15 protein-coding genes and 1 pseudogene are annotated in these 16916 nt (G+C 44.5%); 12 read left to right on the top strand and 4 right to left on the bottom strand.

The genetic code is table 11. The features are described from left to right. Window positions 1–44 precede the first annotated feature (44 nt). The 3 genes from OCU35_RS18000 to OCU35_RS17990 all read left to right on the top strand — a co-directional run bounded on the left by OCU35_RS18000 (window position 45) and on the right by OCU35_RS17990 (window position 2479). Window positions 45–788 (top strand): phosphatase, encoded by a 744-nt coding sequence (locus tag OCU35_RS18000; RefSeq protein ID WP_261826137.1) that lies wholly within the window; start codon window positions 45–47, stop codon window positions 786–788. A 63-nt stretch (window positions 789–851) separates the two neighbouring features. Then, on the top strand, window positions 852–1331 hold the full coding sequence (locus tag OCU35_RS17995; RefSeq protein WP_261826136.1) for a DUF4149 domain-containing protein: 480 nt from the start codon (window positions 852–854) through the stop codon (window positions 1329–1331). A 137-nt stretch (window positions 1332–1468) separates the two neighbouring features. Further along, window positions 1469–2479, top strand: a complete 1011-nt coding sequence (locus OCU35_RS17990; RefSeq protein ID WP_102427334.1) for a hypothetical protein — start codon at window positions 1469–1471, stop codon at window positions 2477–2479. A 107-nt stretch (window positions 2480–2586) separates the two neighbouring features. Here the strand turns inward: OCU35_RS17990 and OCU35_RS17985 are convergent. Then, window positions 2587–3546, bottom strand: a pseudogene (locus OCU35_RS17985) (IS30 family transposase). Here OCU35_RS17985 and OCU35_RS17980 point away from each other — a divergent pair. From OCU35_RS17980 to OCU35_RS17965, 4 genes are all read left to right on the top strand, one after another. Continuing rightward, a complete protein-coding gene (locus tag OCU35_RS17980) occupies window positions 3545–4309 on the top strand; it encodes a YeeE/YedE family protein (protein WP_261826135.1) in 765 nt (254 codons plus the stop codon). The pseudogene OCU35_RS17985 and the gene OCU35_RS17980 sit on opposite strands and share 2 nt — an antisense overlap. A gap of 185 nt (window positions 4310–4494) precedes the next feature. Then, entirely contained in the window at window positions 4495–5859 is a 1365-nt protein-coding gene (locus tag OCU35_RS17975; RefSeq protein WP_065210502.1) for an NCS2 family permease, read from the top strand. Window positions 5860–6062: 203 nt separating this feature from the next. Continuing rightward, the gene (locus OCU35_RS17970; protein ID WP_261826134.1) at window positions 6063–7520 is read left to right on the top strand and encodes a YfcC family protein; all 1458 of its coding nucleotides are present in this window, start codon (window positions 6063–6065) and stop codon (window positions 7518–7520) included. A 126-nt stretch (window positions 7521–7646) separates the two neighbouring features. Continuing rightward, entirely contained in the window at window positions 7647–8102 is a 456-nt protein-coding gene (locus OCU35_RS17965) for a YHS domain-containing (seleno)protein (protein ID WP_290242898.1), read from the top strand. A 53-nt stretch (window positions 8103–8155) separates the two neighbouring features. Here OCU35_RS17965 and OCU35_RS17960 read toward each other — a convergent pair whose 3' ends face one another. After that, the gene (locus OCU35_RS17960; protein ID WP_017031944.1) at window positions 8156–8497 is read right to left on the bottom strand and encodes a DUF1971 domain-containing protein; all 342 of its coding nucleotides are present in this window, start codon (window positions 8495–8497) and stop codon (window positions 8156–8158) included. Between the two features lie 46 nt (window positions 8498–8543). Continuing rightward, a complete protein-coding gene (locus tag OCU35_RS17955) occupies window positions 8544–8714 on the bottom strand; it encodes a hypothetical protein (RefSeq protein ID WP_170961737.1) in 171 nt (56 codons plus the stop codon). Window positions 8715–9017: 303 nt separating this feature from the next. On the opposite strand from OCU35_RS17955, the gene OCU35_RS17950 reads away from it, so the two are divergent. Continuing rightward, entirely contained in the window at window positions 9018–9794 is a 777-nt protein-coding gene (locus OCU35_RS17950) for a siderophore-interacting protein (protein ID WP_261826133.1), read from the top strand. 69 nt (window positions 9795–9863) lie between these two features. On the opposite strand, the gene OCU35_RS17945 is transcribed toward OCU35_RS17950, so the two are convergent. After that, entirely contained in the window at window positions 9864–11936 is a 2073-nt protein-coding gene (locus OCU35_RS17945; RefSeq protein WP_261826132.1) for an alpha-amylase, read from the bottom strand. Between the two features lie 186 nt (window positions 11937–12122). On the opposite strand from OCU35_RS17945, the gene OCU35_RS17940 reads away from it, so the two are divergent. The 4 genes from OCU35_RS17940 (at window position 12123) to OCU35_RS17925 (ending at window position 16914) form a co-directional block, all read left to right on the top strand. Further along, window positions 12123–12668, top strand: coding sequence for a hypothetical protein (locus tag OCU35_RS17940; RefSeq protein ID WP_261826131.1), 546 nt, complete (start codon window positions 12123–12125; stop codon window positions 12666–12668). Window positions 12669–13601: 933 nt separating this feature from the next. Beyond that, entirely contained in the window at window positions 13602–14510 is a 909-nt protein-coding gene (locus tag OCU35_RS17935; protein ID WP_261826130.1) for an aldo/keto reductase, read from the top strand. Between the two features lie 202 nt (window positions 14511–14712). Next, complete coding sequence (locus OCU35_RS17930) at window positions 14713–15564, top strand: DUF6279 family lipoprotein (protein WP_261826129.1); 852 nt, start codon at window positions 14713–14715, stop codon at window positions 15562–15564. A gap of 219 nt (window positions 15565–15783) precedes the next feature. After that, a complete protein-coding gene (locus tag OCU35_RS17925) occupies window positions 15784–16914 on the top strand; it encodes an efflux RND transporter periplasmic adaptor subunit (RefSeq protein WP_065211015.1) in 1131 nt (376 codons plus the stop codon). Window positions 16915–16916: the final 2 nt, after the last annotated feature.

Below are 16916 nucleotides of genomic sequence, written 5' to 3'. Positions count from 1 at the left end.
TAGTTCATTATCTAGGTAGTGATAGTTTGGTAAAGGAAAAAACAATGACCTATAAGCTAGAGGTGGACCTACACACGCATACGTTGGCGAGTGATCACGCATACAGCACCATACATGATTATGTTAGAGAAGCGCCCAAGCGCGGTATTCGATTGTTCGCCAATACTGACCACGGTCCTGATATGGAAGACGCTCCCCACAAATGGCATTTTGTGAACAGTTTAACCTTTCCTCGCGTCGCCGATGGAGTAGGGATCCTTCGTGGTATAGAAAGTAATATCAAAGACTTGCAGGGCAATATAGATATCGATGAGTCTATTCGCTCTAGCCTAGATATCATACTTACTGGTTTTCATACCCCAGTGTTCGCACCAAGAGATATCGACTCAAATACAGAAGCAATGAGCAATGCCATAAAGAGCGGTAAGGTTCATGTGGTGACGCACCCAGGTAATGTGAATTTTCCTATCCACATCGAAGAGATCGTCAAGACAGCTGCAAGGGAAAACGTTGCACTAGAGATCAACAACAGCTCATTCCTGTTTGCTCGAAAAGCCAGCTATGCAAACTGTCACAAAATAGCCGAACTTGCCAAGAAATATGACGCTCCGTTAAGTGTTGGCTCAGATGCACATAACGCTTGGGATCTAGGACGTTTTGATAAAGCCAAAGCCCTGATCACTGACGTCGATTATCCAGCGGATCGCATTATCAATAATACGGTTGATTCACTGTTTGCCTATCTCGCCACTAAGGGCGTTGATATAGCCGATGAGTTTGAATTTTAACCTCTAACCCCATAGAAGCTCAGTCGTTATGCTGAGCTTTTTCTTTGAAGTGCATTTTCCATTATGAATCTACTTACTAGAACAATTTCAATTGTTTACGTCATCGCATTGACCAGTGTTATTGCCTTTTCATTGTTTGCGGGCGCAGTGGTCGCCCCCGTGATCTTTAATTCTTCTTCATGGTTAGGCGAATCAGTACTTAATCGCTTTCAAGAAGGCTTGATGATGACCGAAGTCTTTGTACGTCTGTCTTATCCATTGATCGCTGTTTGCTTATTTTCTTTGGTTTATGAGTTGTGGAGCTATTGGAAGAAAGACTCCGATTGGATAGCGCTGGTTAGCATGAGTTTGATGGTCGGCACGGGTTTGCTATTTGGCTTTTATTTCATCCCCGAAATCTTGCACCTTCAATCACAAGGAGCAGTGGTTACTCAAAGCCCTGTGTTCGCTTCAATCCATAAAACCTCTGAGATTTGCTTTAAAATCACAGTGCTGTCTGGGTTAGTTTTAGTGTTCCGCAACATACTAAAAATGAGTCGATAGGCTGTTCATTTTTGCAATCATAGATTAGTTTTCAGGTTCTCAAATCTTCGTACATACTGATTATCAGTTATTCAACAGAGCGCAGTAAGCCGTATCAAAATGCGCCTTTGATACTTTTATTATGTAGAGGATTTACGATGAATTTGAAGGTTAAAGGTTTAGTGTTAGCGGTGGTTTCGGCACTTGTTTTGAATGGTTGTGATAGCGATTCGGCTAAGGAAAAAATAGAAGCGGGTGTGCATCACGTCAAAGATGTTATACAAGAGACTGGTGATAGGGTTGATGCTGAGTTTCATCGCACAGATGATAATCTGAAAGAAGGTATACAGCATGTTCAACAAGAGGTGCAAACACATGCAGCAAAGGATCTATCTGACTCTGAGATAACAAAAAACTTGAAAAAAATTGGAATGCAAGATAATGATATCGAGACAGTTCTTAAAAATGATCACTTTGATGCAGCAATGGTTGCTGTTGATGTTGAGCATGATGTTTTCTACGGAACTACGTATGATTTTGCAGACAAGGGAAATACCAGTTGGCTTCAGTATGACCCCAACCAAGAGGGGCAGAAAAAAATTGGTCAATTATTCGGGCGTGTAGCATTTATAATTAATTCTCCAAAATTCCAAAAAATGTTTTCTGCTAATGCTAAATATTTAAATAGCACATATTTCTATGAAACCCCTTCAGTGTACACGCTAGCTATTCATGATGTTCCTGATGATTATGCTGAATATAAACAGGCAATATTAGACACATTACAACGCGAACATAATCAATACACTTTTTATGTAAGCATCTCTAATTCAGGCAATGCACAAGGTGATGTAGGTCACCTAAATGTTTACTTCCATCCGACTCAAATTGCAAGAAGCCCCCAAAAAGCAAATGGGCCACTATTAATTCATGAGTTTTCACATACTTTTGGATATCGACATGTAGGTGATAATTCACAACCTGCATTTCAAGGTAACCCAGTACAGATGCAACCGAATAATGTTCCATACTTAGTTCAGTTGATTACCGAACGTGGCGCTACATCAGATAGTTATCAGGGTGACATGCGCATGTTGTCAGATTCTATGTCCGCTCAAACTTGGTACGGTGGTGATAGCTTATTTACGCACTATTTTGGCGATAATTAAAATCGATAGAATAAAAAATCGCCTCGAGCTAGATATTTAGCTTGAGGCGGTTTTGCATTTGAAAGCAAAATCCCGAATTCAACTCCGAACTGCGACATTCTTAACTTTCAAGCAGCCGACATCATTTCTTGAAAAACAACAGCAGGCTGCTTGAACCCTAAACACTTTTTAGGACGGTAATTGATACGATGTTGAGCTCTTTCGATATCCTCGTCACTGACCGTTCTTAAGTCTGTCCCTTTCTTTACGTACTGCCTCAATAAGCCATTAGCGTTCTCATTAGCTCCCCGCTCCCAAGAGCTGTAGGGGTGAGCAAATTAACTATGCCACTACACCTCAGCTTTCAGTGCCTTGGCTATTTCTTCATGGCCAGCAAATTCCCGACCATTGTCTGCGGTAATGGTATGAACGAATTCTTTGTAAGGCAGTAACATATCTATGGTCGCTTGAGTGACGTCTTTGGCTGACTTCGATGAGACTTTTCTCGTCAGATAAAAGCGTGTTTTACGCTCTAAAATAGTGACGATTGCTCCTGTCCCATGCTTACCCAGAACCGTATCAATCTCCCAGTCACCAAGGCGTTCTCGGTTATCAACCACGTCGGGCCTATCATCTATCGAAACTGCATTTTTAATAGCTGGCGCTTTCTCTTTCTTACCCCGTCGATACCGTTTTTGGCCTTGACGTAAGTGCCGAAAGAGTTTGCCACCCTGTTGCTTATTACGAGCAACAAAACGGTAAATCCACTCATGGCTAACTTTAGCTCCAGCGCGAGTTAACACATTAGATATTTGCTCTGGACTCCAGTCATTAGTGAGCAAAAACTCGATGAAATCTACGCGCTGTTGGGGTATTCGATACTTATCTGCTTGTTGTCGTTTCGCTACTGAAAGTTGATGTGCTTTTTCAGGCAGATATTGCTGTTTCTCCCCACATCGCTTCAACTCACGATAAATGGTTGAGCGATGGCATTTAACGGTCTTCGCAATTTCTGACACTGAAATTCCCCATTCCAAAAGGGCAGAAATCTGATATCTTCTTCCCTCGGTCAACTGTTGATAATTCATGGTAGTACCGCTTGTTTCTTTGGCGAGAAGAGCGTACCACTTTCAGCAGTTGGCTTCCTCTTCTACAACTTCCCATGAATATCGCAGTTATTATCTGAAATCGGGCCTAACCATATACATCGCCAAGCGTTATGAAGCGAACCGAAAACAAAAGGGCACTTATCTTGGCGTTGAGGGTGAGATAGCGCGTGAACAGGTTGCAACAAGCTCTTCTCCGCTTTCAATATTTAGCGGTTTATGGACTATGAATTTTGCGGCCATCGTCATTGCCATCATCTTTGGCATTATGATGGCAACCACTTCTGCAGGTTGGGGCGCATCAACACCTTTTGGACTCTGGTTTGGTAAATTGCTCATTGCATTAGGTATTGATTCTCAATCTATCGCTGCCTTTACTCATCGACCAGAGAAGCTGTTTACTATGCCCTTTTTTGAATACGGGGTATCTGTGCAAAACCTACGTATCTTACTTGGCACACTCGTTGCTGTGCTTTGGCTTGGAAAATGGGCGTCGCCATTGAAATCGCAGTATACGTTCAAACACTATGCGCTGTTTTCAGTAGGTGGGCTGTTGATGGGAGTAGGTACTCGCTTTGCCAACGGTAGTAATGTTGGCGCCCTGTATACGCCAATTGCCAATTTCTCATTGTCTGGTTGGGTGTTCTTCGGTGCTTTGATTGTGGGTGGTATTCTAGGTAATCAGTTTGCTCGAAAGGTTAAGCTCATTGCGGCTGCGCCGTTGGCTAAGCCCGCAATGCAGTAGAAGTGGCTATAGTACTGTGAGGGAGCTAAGGCTCCCTTTTTTCGTTCCAAAGATGAAACCTTCAGTTGTAACTATTGCACACGCAAACGTTTACCTGTATTTTCTCGCCTCTGAAATCTTTACTCACATTTTTGATGAAGAACGCTCCTATTTATTCGTTTTTCTAGTAATACAAAGGAAATAGCATGTCCGAGAATAGCGCACCCCAAGCAAACGGTGCATCTGCAAAAGGCAGTTGGTTAGACACCTTCTTCTTGATTTCACAACGTGGCAGTAATGTACGCCGTGAAGTGGTAGCGGGTTTAACAACCTTCTTGGCAATGGTGTACTCAGTAATTGTGGTACCAAGCATGTTAGGTGCTGCGGGCTTTGACCAAGGCTCAGTGTTTATCGCAACGTGTTTAGTAGCGGCGTTTGGCTCTTTGTTGATGGGTCTTTGGGCTAATCTGCCAATGGCGATTGGCTGTGCTATTTCATTAACCGCCTTTACTGCTTTTAGCTTGGTTCTAGGACAGGGCATCTCTATTCCTGTTGCTCTAGGCGCAGTGTTCTTAATGGGTGTTATCTTTACTGCGATCACGGTTACCGGTGTACGTCAGTGGATCTTAACGAACCTACCTGCTGGTATCGCCCACGGTACAGGTATCGGCATCGGCTTGTTTTTGCTTCTTATTGCAGCAAGTGGTGTTGGCCTTGTTATCAAGAACCCAGTAGAGGGCTTGCCGGTAACATTGGGTGAATTCACGTCTTTCCCTGTGATCATGTCAATGCTAGGTCTAGCGGCTATCTTTGGCCTAGAGAAGCGTCAGGTTCCTGGTGGTATCTTGCTAGTCATTATCGCTATCTCGGTATTTGGTTTGATCTTTGATCCTTCAGTGCAATATCAAGGCTTCTTTGCCCTTCCAAGCATTGGTGGTGAAAACTCTTTGATTGGCACTATGGATATTATGGGTGCACTTAACCCTATCGTCCTGCCAAGTGTGCTTGCTTTGGTGATGACCGCTATCTTTGATGCGACGGGTACGATTCGTGCGGTAGCCGGTCAAGCAAACCTTCTTGATAAAGACGGCAACATTATCGATGGTGGCAAAGCGCTGACCTCGGATTCTGTTTCAAGTATCGTTTCTGGCGCTGTAGGTGGCGCTCCTGCGGCGGTTTACATTGAGTCAGCAGCAGGTACAGCTGCGGGTGGCAAAACAGGTTTAACCGCTGTAGTGGTAGGTGTGCTTTTCTTATTCCTACTTTTCTTGGCTCCAATTAGCTACCTAGTGCCTGCCTATGCAACGGCGCCTGCGCTAATGTACGTGGGCCTACTAATGCTAGGCAACGTTCGCAAGCTAGACTTCGACGATTCTGTAGATGCACTTGCCGGTCTTGTTTGTGCCGTGTTCATCGTACTAACAGGTAACATAGTAACGGGCATTATGCTTGGCTTCCTGTGCTTGGTTGTAGGGCGCGTGTTCGCTGGAGAATGGAAGAAGCTAAACCTAGGTATCGTGCTGATCACTATCGTTCTAGTTGCCTTCTATGCAGGTGGCTGGGCTATCTAAAGCTCATAGCCAAATAGTTTTCTTTAATACCTAGCCTTTGGCTAGGTATTTTTTTACCTGCCGCTTTTGAAAAGTTCCTTTCGTATCTGCACACTTAAATCTCATTCAGCTCTTCATTCTCAGAATTTCCTATAGTTCTAAGCATGCCTGTGCATCCGATTGCACGAACATGATTTAACGACATAGTACTTAGAGGAACGAGTATGAGCGTCAAAACACCAAGATTTAAGCTACCCACCGTTTACACCATACTTTTCATAATTATTGCGCTTGTAGCTGCAATGACTTGGGTTATTCCGGCAGGAAAATACGATTATAAAACCGCTGAGACTCATCAGTTGGTCAAGGCTGCTGACGTAGCTGATTATGCTGGGGGAGAGCGTCTATTACCTATCCCAGGCTCTTACACTGAGTTGGAATCGTCTCCGCAAGGTGTGGGTGATGTACTGCTTGCGCCGATTAAGGGCTTTCACGAGTCTGCGGACGTCGCACTGTTTGTGATTATCATTGGTGGTTTCCTTGCGGTAACCATGCGAACAGGGGCTATGGATGCAGGTGTTGCGGCAGTAGTCGATCGCTTTAAAGGTCATGAACAGTTTTTAATTCCCATCCTTATGACCTTGTTTGCCCTTGGCGGTACCTCATTTGGCATGGCAGAGGAAACCGTCGCGTTCTGGGCGTTAATTCTGCCGGTGATGAGTGCGGCAGGGTATGACCGCATGGTAACCGCAGGCGTAATTTTGCTTGGCTCAGGTGTTGGTGTTTTGGCATCGACCGTCAACCCGTTCGCAACCGGTATCGCCTCTCGCTTTGCGGGTCTGCCCATAGGCGAGGGCGTAGTGCTTCGTTTAGCTATCTGGGCTACTTTGCTGCTTATCGCCATTATCTTTGTGATGCGTTATGCGGCGAAAACGAAAGCGGATAAATCTTTATCTGTGTTGGACGGTGTTGAATTTGATGATGAATTCAGTAAAGAGCCTCAAACCCTAGAGTTCACACCCATTCGTAAACTCACAATGACTGTGTTTTTTGGTACCTTCTTGGTCATGATCTACGGCGTGATCCCATGGTCAGATATGGGGATCACCTTTGTTCCTACTTTGGGCTGGTGGTTCGATGAACTCTCTACCTTGTTCTTTACGGCCTCTATAGTAATAGCGCTCATTAACCGCGTTCCCGAGGCAAAATATATTGAGACCTTTATCGAAGGGGCTCGAGACCTAATTGGGGTTGCCTTAGTGGTAGCAGTTGCTCGCGGCATTTATGTGGTTATGGGTGACGGGCAGATCATTGACTCGATCTTGAATTGGTCGGAGGGTATGGTTCAAGGGCTTAACGGTGGTGTGTTTACCGTAGTCGCCTACGTTGTTCATATTGTATTGGCTTTCTTTATCCCTTCAACCTCAGGCTTGGCGACAGTTTCCATGCCACTGATGGGGCCACTTGCTGACTTCTCGAATGTCAGTCGTGACATTATGGTAACGGCCTACCAATCAGCGTCGGGATGGATCAACCTGTTTGCACCAACGGCGGGACACTTAGTTGCGGGGTTAGCGCTAGCCAGAATCCCTTATGGACGATTCCTTAAGTGGGTGATGCCCTTCATCGTTATTTCTTTCTTTGTAACTTGTGTGCTCTTGTATATCGGTGCCACGGTTTAACTTATAAAAATGCGCTCTCTTGAGCGCTTTTTTTTCTGCTGCATTGTCATTTGAACAAGATGTTGAAATTTTCTGCTCATCTATCATTTCTATATTGAGGACAATAACAACGTATAGGGAATGATCATGAGACTGAAGAGCTTACTTCGACTACTTAGTGCACTTGTTGTGGTGTTTATGTTGACCCGCCCCGCATTGGCGGTTGAGCCTGTTTATAGTGACTTCTTTGGTAAGGCGATTCAGGGCTATGATCCCGTTGCTTATTTTGCAGAGGGCAAACCTGTAGAGGGAAGTAAACAATATAAGTATGAATGGAATGATGCGACTTGGTACTTTTCCTCAAGTAAAAACCAAAGTGCCTTTATCGAGAATCCTGAGAAATACGCACCGCAATATGGCGGCTATTGTGCTTGGGCTGTGAGTCAGGGATACACCGCCAAGATAGACCCGAATGCTTGGTATATTCACGACGATAAGCTTTACCTAAACTACAACAAATCCATTCAAGCCAAATGGCAAAAAGACATCCCTAGAAACGTTGCTAATGCGGATGTTAACTGGCCAAGTTTGTTGGCTAATTAAAATAGAGCAATGGCGCTTTCACAATGCCATTGCTCCTTTCTCATTAATTAAGGTTAAGATTTTTTTGCGTGGAACATAGGCTGATCGCGTTTGTCTGCATTGGACCAGAAGTTGATATTGAATTGGGCATCATCTGTCATTTCAATGCGATGCCAGTATTGTGGTGGGCTGGTAGCAAACTGACCGGCATGAATAACCACCGTTAGTTCTGGTTCAGTTGCATGCTCATCAGCAAAGCCAAAATAGGTTACGCTACCTTCCATTACACAAAGCTGTCCAAACACCTCTGCCGCCGTATTGTGGTGGGTTAACAATGCTTGAGGTACGTTGTCTTTGGTAAAGAAAGGGGTCGAGCGTTGGATGGTCCAATCTTTTGGGATTCGTAAATGGCTCATAATTTTCACCTGTGTGGTATGCGATTCATTATAAAAGTATTCGTTGTTATGACTTAGTAGAGCAGCTTGCCCACGCATTGCTTAGGCGGTTAAGCAGACGTTCAACCAAAGAACCTATGGCATAGGTGTACCTTACTTCGCAGCACTCTCTAGCATTGCAATGCAGCTCTTCAATAAAAGCTTCTTCTGTTCTGTTTTCTAGAAACATCTGGTTCATGCTGCTCTCTTGTCAAAATGATTAGTTCATTGATGTCTTAGATATAGCAAGTGCCGTGCCAGAAAAATTAATCACATAATTTCAATGAGTTAAGTTAATTGGATAAAAGATGTTGTCATATAGATAATCTTTCTTGTTATCAATAATACAAATAGTTATCATTTAGATAATCCAATGGGAGTTTGATAGACCCAAAAAGCGGGAGGGCGTGTCGATTGATTAATCTAGATACCGATTCTTTCTCGCCTCTTTGTAAAACAAGCTCTAATCTAAAAGAATCAGGTAGTTAACAGAGTAGTGAATATGAGCCGAAAAAAACCATCACCAAAGCGCGTCACTGTAGTCAGTTCTGATCAAATCTCCCCCAATATGCAGAGAATTCGATTGAAGGGTGAGGCGTTAGCGGCGTTTCCTGAAGATTGTGAGGGGAGCTATATAAAGTTCTTATTTGATTCTGAAGGCAACACGATTGCAGCTATGGTGGAAGGGCAAAGACCTGTTATGCGAACGTATACCATACGTCGCTTTTTCCCTGATGAAAGCACTATTGAAGTCGACTTTGTCCGCCATATTACCCACGACTTACAATGTGGTTTTGCGGCCCGCTGGGCTAACACCGCTAAGGTCGGCGATGAAATTAGCATCATGGGGCCAGGCCCAATAGCTGATATTAATTTAGAGGCGGATTGGTTCTTCATGGTAGCGGATATGACAGGCCTTCCGGCACTATCTGCAAAGGCCCGCACTCTTCCTTCTGATGCTAAGGGCTATGCTGTCATTCAGGTTCATGAGCAAGAGGATATTCAGTCCATTGAACTCCCTTCGAATATGCAAGCGATATGGATCCACGCAGAAGACTCACTAAGCGAGCATGCCCAAGCACAGACATGGCTTGATGGAAATCCATTTGTCTGGGTCGCTACAGACTTCGACTCTATGCGAGAACTGAGACAGTACTTCAGAAATGATAAAGAAATCGATAAGCAAGATATCTATATCAGTAGTTACTGGAAGCAGGGCGTGTCAGAAGATGGCCATAAAGCGATCAAGAAGCAAGATGCTGAAGAGAGCGGTTTTTAGTTGCCGTAATGAGAATATAGAAATTAAGCCCTGCGAGTGCAGGGCTTAGTTTTTTTTGGTGGTCAGGGTTTACTTGCCAGAGTAATAAACAAGCACAGCATCATCCTCTAAGGTTCTAGAGAATCCATAGCCACGCTCTTGATTGATGTCTTTATGTACTCCGCCACCAATGGCCGGGTGACGCTGACGGAACTGACCTAGTGTTTGCCAGTGTGCAAGAAGTGCTTGTCGCTCTGCATCTAGCTTCCAAACCATGTCGGAACGCGTACCTTGGTGGAAGTCATCGGCGTATGGACCGATATCGCGTGCCACTTCATCACCGTAATAGATCTGAATTGCGCCAGGAGAGAGTAATAGGGCATTGGCTGCATTACGCTGCATCTCCAATGATTTAAAGCGAGCGAAAAATAATTCAGTATCATGTGAAGACATGTAGCTTACTGGGGTATAGCCCGGGTTTTCTTGGATCTCTGTGCTGTAGTTTGTGTAGGTCTTGCGCATATCAGAGAAACAAACGGCTCCACGATCTAGCTGCTTTTGCATATCGAAGTTAATCAACGCATCAAAGCCTTCATCGGCATATGGCGAGCGATACGCTGAGTGTGCCCATACTTCACCCATCATCCAAAAGGACTCTTGAGGTCGATTGTTCTCTTTTTGCCATTGAGCGAGATTCTCACTGGCCTTCGCCTTAAGTTCTAGCCACACATCACCCTCAACGTGTTTCACTGTGTCTACACGAAATGCATCAATGCCAAAGCGCTTAACCCAGTCGGTTTGCCACTCTACCAAGTAGTCAGCCACACGATAATCGTCTTTCTCAACTACTCGGGTGCCAGGGTTATCCAATAACCATTGTGGTGGCGTTACCGCCTTATCCGACTCGGTTTTAAAGTCAGGTAGCCCTGCTAGGGTGAGCGTTTTATCGCTGCTTCCCGGGCTGTCATAACCAGGTAAGCCAGAGCGAACCCAATCGGCTCCCCACCACTGCGACCAGTTCTCACTTTTGTAGTCGACAAGATCATGGGAAGAGTGCCAGTTTTTACCAGACTCTGGCTTCCATTGTGTTAGGTCTTTACCTTTTGCGTCAGGGGTGAGTACTTGCAAGTTATCGTGTTGAATATCCGCAAGCGTAGCGTAGCCTGGGTGGTTAATGACGGCATCAAGCATGACCTTAATGCCTCGCTTATGTGCCTCGGTAACCAATGTCTTTAAGTCTTCATCGTTGCCGAAGTTTTGATCAATCTTGGTAAAGTCTCGCGCCCAATACCCGTGGTAGGCATAAAATGGGAATGAGCCTTTGTCGCCACCGCCGACAAAGCCGTGTACTTGCTCAACAATAGGCGATAGCCAAATAGCATCTGTTCCTAGAGATTGAATGTAATCCAGCTTTTCTATAACACCTTTTAGGTCACCGCCATGGAAAGTGCCGACTTCTTGTTGGCCATCCTTAAGGCGACCATAGCTGTTATCGTTACTCTTCTCGCCATTGTTAAATCTATCCACCATGACGAAGTAAATATTGGCATTGCGCCAGTCCAATGCTTTATCGGCTTTAGACTTGGTGGCGACCTTTTCGATGAGCATGACAGCGCCAGTCTCTCGAGTAGGGTTGAAAGTGACAGTGCCATTTTTCACTGTTGCGGTTTGCCCGCTAAAGGTCTCTTTGAGTTCCGTGCCGTCTGCAAAGGTGCCTGCGACGTTAATTACGGCAGGCATGTCGGTATAGGTTTCACAACCTACCTTAGGAAGTGGGCGAACGAACTCTTTTTTAGTGGACTTCTTAGGTTGACGCTTTATGGACAGCGTTTGCTGTTGGTCGTCATAGGCGATGGCGTAATCGCCGGAAAAACGGATCTTAATGGGCAGTTCTGTTTCTGCATTGCAGTTCAAACCAAGGGGAGTATTAAAACGAATACGTTGCTCTTCTGGTGCAACACACTCCCCCTCAATGCCGGTGACCTTAAATACGTAGCTGTCTTTATTTAGCGTGACAACGAGAGGCTCGCTCGCATTTAATGGATAATCTCTAGCGGTGGTTGTGGTGGCTATGGAGACATTTGGATCTGCATACGCAAGGCTACTTGAGAGAGTGATGGCTGATAGTACAGCGCAACAAGCTAGGCTTTTGTTCATGGTCATTAATACTCAATCCCTGATTTATCGATTGGGCTTAGAATGACCAAGGCTAGGATGGAGCTCAATTAAAGTGGTTAGATTTTGTAAGCGAGATCATCAACTGCGCAAAGGTTGAGGCGGTTTGAGGGATTATTTGTGCCTCACTTTTTGCTATAGTATCTCACCACTTATGCTATCAAGCTCACATCTATGCGTCTGTTTCGGTTATCTCTTTTTGCTGGTTTTTTCTTCTTGTCTTGGCCGTTATTAGCAGCGACCAGTCCTACTTGGTACTACCCCTTTATTTCAGCTCAGTACTCATCTTGGAGTGAGACGGATTTTCGCCAGTCCGGTGAATGGTTTGATTGCGCAGAAGACGATAAACCGCTGTTTTGTACCGATGAGGTGAAGATTCACCATACCCCGATGTACGCAGAGGTGACCTTTGACCATGCCCAGGAACCTGTTTTAGAGCTGAATGGTGAATTTAGCCTTACCTATTTTAATAACCTGCAACTAGGGCTTCGACAAGATGGCTTTCAATTAATGAAAGTGGTGATTGATGGCGTGACGCTCGATGTTGAATTGGCGCTGATCAACAAATCAGAAACCGAAGTAGATAGAGAAGTGCTACAGCTGATTAATCGTTATCCCGCGACAGAGGTAAGGACCCTTTATTGGCGAAGTGCTGATCAGAAGAGGTTTGCTGAGTGGCGCAGTGATGGGAGTTCGATACAGATTGTTTATCGGAGGTAGTGGGTGGCTAGAATCAAGAGAAGCTATATATCTCGAAAACTACTATTCTGGACTGGTGTGAGTATGACGGCGTTCGTTGTGAGCATGATAAGTTAATAGAACGTCATCCTGGAAACTACGTAAGTAGTTATCCAGGATCTTAGTGAGCACTAAATTTAGATTTCGTAGATTCTAAGATACTGGATAAACACTTCGTGTTTTCCAGTATGACGGAGTTCGGTGTGAGTATGACAAGGTCAAAGAACGTCATCCTGGAAACTAGGTTCGTAGTTATCCAGGATCTTAGCGAGCACTGAATTTAGCTTTCGTAGATTCTAAGATACTGGATAAACACTTCGAATTTTCCAGTATGGCGGAGTTCGTTGTGAGTATGACAAAGTTAAAGAACGTCATCCTTCAAACTACGTTAGTAGTTATCCAGGATCTTAGCGGGCACTAAATTTAGATTTCGTAGATTCTAAGATACTGGATAAACACTTCGTGTTTTCCAGTATGACGGAGTTCGGTGTGAGTATGACAAGTTCATAGAATGTCATCCTGGAAACTAGGTTCGTAGTTATCCAGGATCTTAGTGAGCACTAAATTTAGATTTCGTAGATTCTAAGATACTGGATAAACACTGCGTGTTTTCCAGTATGACGGAGTTCGGTGTGAGTATGACAAGTTCATAGAACGTCATCCTGGAAACTACGTTAGTAGTTATCCAGGATCTTAGTGAGCACTGAATTCAAATTTCCTAAGTATTAAGATTCTACTAAGCGGCCAGCCCAAACACGCACTATGAGCTTTCTGAGGTACTGATAATGTGATGCTTAGTTCACACTTTGTCATTTAAACACCCCAATTGAAAACTCTGTAATTGAGCCCAACTAGCTCTGCGAATAGGATGGGCAACAAAGGTCTACGGACTTAACTTACCTCTTGGAGTTTTTCATGGTACAGAAAGTATCTATAGCCCCTCAAGGGCCAAATTTATCCGAACTTGTTCAAGGTTATTGGCGTGTTGGTGATTGGGGTATGAACCCTCAGCAGCGCCTTGATTTCTTGAAGCAGCATGTGGATCTCGGTGTAACGACGGTTGATCACGCGGATATCTATGGCAACTATGAGTGTGAGCGTTTGTTTGGTGAGGCGTTAGCTCTGGACAAGAGCGTTCGTCAGCAGATTGAGATCGTGACTAAGTGCAATATTATGTTGTGTGGCGATAAGACACCTGAGCGCAAGGTCAATCACTATAACTCGTCCAAGCAGCATATTGTTGCTTCTGTTGAGAATTCACTGCGCAACTTGCAAGTGGATAACATCGATGTGTTGTTGCTGCATCGTGCTGACGCGCTGATGGACGCAGACGAAGTGGCTGATGCATTCGCTGATCTTAAAGCGTCAGGGAAGGTCTCACATTTTGGCGTGTCGAACTTTACGTCTCGCGGCTTTGAATTGCTTCAATCTCGTTTGGACGCACCACTGGTGACCAATCAGGTTGAGATAAACCCACTGAACTTTGATGTTACTGAAGACGGCACCTTAGATCTGATGCAAACATTGCGCACTCGCCCAATGGCGTGGTCTTGTTTAGGTGGTGGTAGCATCTTTAGCGGTACTAGTGAACAAGCGGTGCGTGTTAGAGAAGAGCTTGAAGCCTTGAAGGAAGAGCTAGGTGCAAGCAGCATCGATCAGGTGATTTATGCTTGGGTTCGCAAATTACCTTCTAAGCCACTAGCGATTATTGGCTCTGGTAAAATTGACCGCGTTGAGTCTGCCGTTAAGTCTCTTGAACTAACGATGACCAATGAACAATGGTATCGAGTCTGGATCGCTTCAAAAGGGCACGGGGTGCCATAGGCCAACTCTATTCTTGAATTTAAGACCACGCCTCGGCGTGGTTTTTTTATGCTTACGACTTATTTGAGCCCCAAGCTAGCACAATGTTAAAGGCTAAATAATACTGAAGATTAGAGATCTAAGTGATACATGCTCGGTATAAAGAGCAATAGTTGTTGAATTAGGAGCAGGACGCGCGATGCAGCAGTTAAGCAGTATGATAATGCAAAGACAGAAGTGGCTGAAAACACTATTAGTGAGCGCATTGTTGCTGACCCTTACAGCGTGTACAGCCAAGCTTATGTATCGCAATTTAGATTGGGCCGTGTTGGAGTTCATTGGAGACTATGTCAGCTTGGATGGCGATCAAGAAGAAATACTCGAACTTCAATTAAAGCAATTTACCGAGTGGCACAAAACTGAAGAGCTTCCGCGCTATGAAGCACAACTGCAATCCCTCTATGATGCAGACCTATCACTCATTGATGAAGAGTTCTTGATTGAGCAGCACCAGATGTTTAGAACACACATCAAACGCCTTGCTAATGAGATAACCCCCGAGTTGTATTCGTTGTCTCGATCTATGTCAAAAGAGCAAATCGATGAGTTTTTGCAGAATTTAACCGAACAGCATGAGGAGTATTCTGAAAAATATTCTCAAACGAGTGAGCGGGAGACGAGAACCCGTTATAAGGAACGAATTGAGAAAAATTTGCGTAGATGGTTGGGAACTTTATCGATCGAGCAAAAAAACATCGCTTATGAGTGGTCGTCAAGCATAGAGCGAACTCACCAGGATTGGGGGCTCTATCGGATCGAAACTCGAGACCGTATTAAGACCATGTTCGCTCGCAGAGACGACCCGTTTTTTTATCAAAAAGAGTTAACAACCCTTATCAACAATCCAGAGCAAGGCTATTCAAATGAGCTCATAGGCAAATTGGAGCGCAACAGAGCATTAGCCAATCAAAGTATATTAGCCATCATATCTACCGCCTCTGCGGAACAAAAGCAGCACTTTAAAGAAGAGATAAAAGACTGGTTAGAATTGGTTCAAGAGCTGCAATCTGACTGAATCTAAAAATCAAAAGACCTCTATTTTTCTTTTTTTAGGTTTTGGGCTCTAAATTTTCGTGCTGATTTCTAAATTACACCATACTTGAAACAATTGGTTACATATCACAGGTTAAGGTCGTTGATTTTCGCGAATACACTGAACGACTATTCATCTGTTTGATATGTTGAAATGAAGTCCTATATCGAAAAGATTATTGATTTAGAAAAAGGTTGTTCAATGAAAAAATCTTTACTGGCAGCGAGCTTGGCAAGCACTTTGCTTTTAGTTGGTTGTGGCGAGGCTCAGAAGCCTATGCAATCTGCAACTGCACCAACTGTAATTGTGGAACCGGCAGCAGTTATTGCCCATCAGCCAAGTAAGGCTTATGTAGGTCGCGTAGAAGCGGTCGAGGATGTAGACATTACTGCACAGGTTACGGGCTACTTAAAAGAGCGCCACTTCCAAGAAGGCCAAATAGTAGAGAAAGGACAGCTTCTTTATACAATCGAACCTTCGTCGTTTGAAGCTCAAGTAGCGAGTGCTAAAGCATCTGTTGCACAGGCAACCGCGAATTTAAAGCGTGCAGAAAACGATTATAAGCGTGCGAAGAATCTATTACCGAAGGGCAATATCTCACAATCAGAGTATGACGCTCGTCAAGCAGAGCAATTAGGTGCGGCTGCGCAACTTGAAGCAGCTAAGGCGCAATTGTTACTAGCAGAAGTCAATCTCTCATATACCAAGATTACTGCTCCTTTCTCTGGACGTATCGCCGATACCAAGGTGAGCATTGGTGATTTGCTGTCTGCTTCTTCTGGCACTTTAACGACCTTAGTTAGCCTTGACCCTGTACATGCTTCTTTCCAGTTGAGCGAGCGAGAGCGTCTGCAACTTGGCGTCGATAAATACGAAGGCGACGGCGAGTCTAGTAGTGGTGAAGTAGAGGTAACGCTGAACCTTGAAGATGGCCAGCAACACCCTGAAAAAGGCACATTAGATTTCGTGGGTAACCGTATCGACCTAACCACAGGTACATTGGCTGTGCGCGCATCAGTGCCAAACAGCAAGCATACTTTATTACCGGGACAACATATCAATGTTGTTATTGCCTCGACAGAAAGCCAACCTGCCGTTGTGATCCCACGTCGTGCGGTTCAGACTGATATTGCCGGTGATTTTGTGATGATCGTAACCGACGGCAACGTAGCAGAAAGACGTAATGTTGAACTAGGCGTACAAACACCAGAGGGTGTGATTGTTAAAACAGGTCTTGGAGAGGCCGATAAGGTTATCGTTGGCGGGCTTCAGCGCGTACGTAATGGCTTGGCTGTGCAAATAGCTGACGCGAAACCAGAAGCGTCGGAGTAACG

Origin of the sequence: Vibrio breoganii (assembly GCF_024346795.1) — a bacterium.
GTDB lineage: Bacteria > Pseudomonadota > Gammaproteobacteria > Enterobacterales > Vibrionaceae > Vibrio > Vibrio breoganii.
Note: the sequence above shows the minus strand (reverse complement) of the source record. Positions and strands in the feature narration are given on the sequence as shown.

What these genes read in the sequence shown, in the direction of transcription:
- OCU35_RS18000 (WP_261826137.1), top strand. Translation starts at nt 45, where the DNA reads ATGACCTATAAGCTAGAGGTGGACCTACACACGCATACGTTGGCGAGT.
- OCU35_RS17995 (WP_261826136.1), top strand. Translation starts at nt 852, where the DNA reads ATGAATCTACTTACTAGAACAATTTCAATTGTTTACGTCATCGCATTG.
- OCU35_RS17990 (WP_102427334.1), top strand. Translation starts at nt 1,469, where the DNA reads ATGAATTTGAAGGTTAAAGGTTTAGTGTTAGCGGTGGTTTCGGCACTT.
- OCU35_RS17980 (WP_261826135.1), top strand. Translation starts at nt 3,545, where the DNA reads ATGGTAGTACCGCTTGTTTCTTTGGCGAGAAGAGCGTACCACTTTCAG.
- OCU35_RS17975 (WP_065210502.1), top strand. Translation starts at nt 4,495, where the DNA reads ATGTCCGAGAATAGCGCACCCCAAGCAAACGGTGCATCTGCAAAAGGC.
- OCU35_RS17970 (WP_261826134.1), top strand. Translation starts at nt 6,063, where the DNA reads ATGAGCGTCAAAACACCAAGATTTAAGCTACCCACCGTTTACACCATA.
- OCU35_RS17965 (WP_290242898.1), top strand. Translation starts at nt 7,647, where the DNA reads ATGAGACTGAAGAGCTTACTTCGACTACTTAGTGCACTTGTTGTGGTG.
- OCU35_RS17960 (WP_017031944.1), bottom strand. Translation starts at nt 8,497, where the DNA reads ATGAGCCATTTACGAATCCCAAAAGATTGGACCATCCAACGCTCGACC.
- OCU35_RS17955 (WP_170961737.1), bottom strand. Translation starts at nt 8,714, where the DNA reads ATGAACCAGATGTTTCTAGAAAACAGAACAGAAGAAGCTTTTATTGAA.
- OCU35_RS17950 (WP_261826133.1), top strand. Translation starts at nt 9,018, where the DNA reads ATGAGCCGAAAAAAACCATCACCAAAGCGCGTCACTGTAGTCAGTTCT.
- OCU35_RS17945 (WP_261826132.1), bottom strand. Translation starts at nt 11,936, where the DNA reads ATGACCATGAACAAAAGCCTAGCTTGTTGCGCTGTACTATCAGCCATC.
- OCU35_RS17940 (WP_261826131.1), top strand. Translation starts at nt 12,123, where the DNA reads ATGCGTCTGTTTCGGTTATCTCTTTTTGCTGGTTTTTTCTTCTTGTCT.
- OCU35_RS17935 (WP_261826130.1), top strand. Translation starts at nt 13,602, where the DNA reads ATGGTACAGAAAGTATCTATAGCCCCTCAAGGGCCAAATTTATCCGAA.
- OCU35_RS17930 (WP_261826129.1), top strand. Translation starts at nt 14,713, where the DNA reads ATGCAAAGACAGAAGTGGCTGAAAACACTATTAGTGAGCGCATTGTTG.
- OCU35_RS17925 (WP_065211015.1), top strand. Translation starts at nt 15,784, where the DNA reads ATGAAAAAATCTTTACTGGCAGCGAGCTTGGCAAGCACTTTGCTTTTA.